The organism is Catenibacterium faecis (assembly GCF_014306455.1).
Taxonomy (GTDB): Bacteria; Bacillota_I; Bacilli_A; order Erysipelotrichales; family Coprobacillaceae; genus Catenibacterium; species Catenibacterium mitsuoka_A.
Map to the genome: position 1 here is coordinate 1 of NZ_JACRWG010000105.1, position 3,412 is coordinate 3,412.

Sequence of the window (3,412 nt, forward strand, 5' to 3'; positions counted from 1 at the left end):
ACTGATTCACTGCCATCTAAGTATCTTCTACATATTTCAATTTTTTGTTCTTTTGAAAACTTACTTTTTCTTCCCATAAGAAAACCTCCTCAGCAAACAGTGCTTTTAATTATTTGCACTGTCTACTGGGAGGTCATCATATCATTATTCATAGTCTTTTTTAATGCACAAAAAAAAACGTGGTTACCCACGTTAACAACTATTGGTGCTCGGAATGGGACTTGAACCCACACGGCATAAACCACCAGTACCTGAAACTGGCGTGTCTACCATTCCACCATCCGAGCATTCAACAGTTTTGATTTTATTCTCGTTTTATTTGTTTGTCAAATATTATTCATCATGGCATTCACAGCTATCATGACTGCATCCACAAGTAGGTTCTGACTCAGGAACAAGTGTACCATCTAAATAAGCTTTTACTGCAGTATCACAATCACCTGTCACTCCACCTACGACATTAATATTAGACCCACTTAAAGCCATAATAGCACCTCTACCAATACCACCACAGATCAATACATCTACATTCATATTAGATAATAAGATTGCTAGAGCACCATGGCCTAATCCTTCTGTACCAACAACCTGTGATTCTTTGATTTCATTGTTTTCTACATCATATAATTTAAATTGTGATGTTTTTCCAAAGTGTGGAAAAACTGATGCATTTTCATAAGTTACCGCAATTCTCATAATATGTTCTCCTTTTACCTTTAATACAGGATACCCTGTTTTCTTTATACATTCATTGCCTTCAATTCTTAAAGGATAGCCTTCCATAATACTGCGTGCTATCTTTTTTCTTGCTCTGGCATATATTTCAGTGACTGTAGTACGTGATATATTCATCTTATCAGCGCATTTGGCGTGTGTATAGGACTTATAGTCTATAAGACGGATGACCTCAAATTCATCTAATTCAAGCTCTATATAGCCTTTTTGAGGGATACCATCAGGTACAAACATATTGTATTCAGGAAATCCTGTAATTGTCCTTGATCTCTTTGGTCTAGCCATACGCTCCTCCAGTTACTGACATATGTCGGTAATATTATAGCACAAAGAATTATAAAAAAAAGCAGTTTTCACTGCTTTAGAGTAATCTTATTGCGCCTTGTTCTCTTGCATGAATAATATAACAAGAACCCTTACCAAATATAGAATCCATATAAGCTGCATAATCATTAATGACACTTGTTTTCACAAAGGCAAGCATAGTACCTGAGAATCCACCACCATTCACTTTTACAACACCATTTTCACCTAAAAAGTTTTCGCTTAATACAATAGCTGTACCAATATTTTGATGACGTGTACTTTCCTGTTGATAAATATTCTGTAATGCTTTAAAGGTAGAATCTCCAGATTCTCTTACTAATCTTAAGAAAGTATCAAAATCTCCCTTTTCAAGTGCTTCTGACTGCTTTAAGACACGATCTTCTTCTTTAAAGAAATGAAGTGCTCTTAAAGCAGGACGATCCCCTACTCTTGCTCTTACCATACGGTAGTTCTGCATGAACTCATCATAAGAAACATCTCTTAAGACATCTTTCTTAAAGAAGTTAGCCACCTTGATCATTTCATTAGGAACAGCATAATAATCCATAGTAGTATCTGATCTATACACATTAGAATTCACACAACATAAAGTATAATCAAAATTTGAGAAATCAGTATTCAGCTTATAAATATCAGGTGAATTAGAATCCTTAAAATCCACTTTAATAAATCCACCCACACAGCAGACACATTCATTCATCATACCACTTGGCTTACAATAAAATGTATTTGTCGCAAAACGCCCAATCTGGATAAGATATTTGTTTTCAATTTTTCCTTCATTGTATAAATAGTTAATAATGGTACCAATCATAATATTAAAATTAGCACTAGAACCTAAACCCACATTTCTAGGAATATTACATTGAATAAAAGCATTAAAACCACCGATATGATAATTCTTCTGGTTTAAACCAAATAATACACCATTGATCAATGATTCCATTGTGCCTTTCTTGGCTTCATTATATTTTATATTTTCTGTATCTATTTCATTAATATTTAGTTCATCATAAATAACCTTCACATAACGATCCTGTTTACCTACTATACCAATAGAATCTAATTGAATAGCGGATGCAAGAACACGTCCATGCTGGTGGTCGGTATGATTCCCACCTATTTCACATTTACCAGGAACACTAAATATCATAATATCCTGATCTCCATAATAATCCATAAACGATTGTATAGCTTCTTTATATCTTAATACCTGCTCATCTATATTTTCTGAGTAAATTCCTCTTAATAGAGGAGTCATTTCACCACTAGAAAGTCTTTTGGATACTTCAGACGCTTTCATAGTGTAACCCCCTTTCTTGTAAACGGTTGCATTTCTATTTTATCATGTATTTGTTTGATTACAATGTTTCAAGGCATATTTTAAATCAAAATTACATAAATACTTTGTTCATTTCTTTATTCTATTTTGTGCATAATGTGTATAAGTGTGAATAATTCATTTTCTTTAGTATATATCATATCTTTTTAAAATGCATGTAAATCGCGATACTATAACGCCTATTTTTAGGTGTTAAATAACTGTACTTATTCACGAAGACTATAAGCATTTTGTAGTGACTTTGTCATTGTATGAAAGCGAATACAAAAAAAGAATAGTGATTATTCACTATTCTAGTCATCTAATGCAGCACCATTTGTTTCAATGATATGCTTCATCCAGTCATATGATTTCTTCTTAGTACGTTTTAATGTACCATGTCCTTTATCATCCATACATGGATAAATTCACAGGTGCCCACATAAAAAAAGTAGGTTTCCCTACTTTTCTTCCAACATTTCTAAAACCTTAATAACACTACTTGGGATAAAAGATACAACCTTCCCAAATTTAAATAGTGATGCAATAAGTAACATCACATCAGAAATAAAGCTGGCTACAAATACTCCCTATAAACCATATGTAGTTGATAAACCAATCAGAATGGCTGACATAGCCCCTGTAGGACCTGAAATCTGATAAGAAGCACTAGATAGTCCTCCAATTAATAAACCTGCCACAATAGCTGTAATAAGTCCTGCACCAGCATCAGCCCCACTGCTGACACCAAAAGCTAAGGCAAGTGGTAAAGCCACTGCTGCAACTGTTAAGCCTGCAAGTATATCCTTTACTAACTTTTGTGAGTTATACCCCTTAAACTCACTTTTTAATCTTAATATGTAATTGTTTAACACTTACTCCCCTGTTCCTTTCTGAAAAATACTGTCTCAATCTGACTACTCCCACGGGCAAGCCCGTGGGGTTCTGATTGCCAAGTGTAGCTTGTAATCGTACATCATTTTCAGACTTTGGAGTTACAAGTGTAAATCTATTTGAATCAGAACTTTC

At 34.0% G+C, this 3,412-nt stretch carries 3 protein-coding genes and 1 tRNA gene; all 4 read right to left on the bottom strand.

The genetic code is table 11. The annotated features are described in order from the left end of the window. Positions 1–203 precede the first annotated feature (203 nt). Positions 204–287 (bottom strand) — tRNA-Leu (locus tag H8909_RS12730). 46 nt (positions 288–333) lie between these two features. After that, entirely contained in the window at positions 334–1,020 is a 687-nt protein-coding gene (locus H8909_RS12735) for a DUF134 domain-containing protein (protein WP_187013087.1), read from the bottom strand. Positions 1,021–1,096: 76 nt separating this feature from the next. Continuing rightward, positions 1,097–2,365, bottom strand: a complete 1,269-nt coding sequence (locus H8909_RS12740) for a galactokinase (RefSeq protein WP_187013088.1) — start codon at positions 2,363–2,365, stop codon at positions 1,097–1,099. A 608-nt stretch (positions 2,366–2,973) separates the two neighbouring features. Next, positions 2,974–3,258 carry a SulP family inorganic anion transporter gene (locus tag H8909_RS13685; RefSeq protein WP_369409845.1) on the bottom strand — a complete coding sequence of 95 codons (285 nt, stop codon included), beginning with the start codon at positions 3,256–3,258 and terminating at the stop codon, positions 2,974–2,976. Positions 3,259–3,412 lie beyond the last annotated feature (154 nt).

Excerpts from the sequence above, each read along its gene's own strand:
- H8909_RS12735 (WP_187013087.1), bottom strand. The coding sequence starts at position 1,020 with ATGGCTAGACCAAAGAGATCAAGGACAATTACAGGATTTCCTGAATAC.
- H8909_RS12740 (WP_187013088.1), bottom strand. The coding sequence starts at position 2,365 with ATGAAAGCGTCTGAAGTATCCAAAAGACTTTCTAGTGGTGAAATGACT.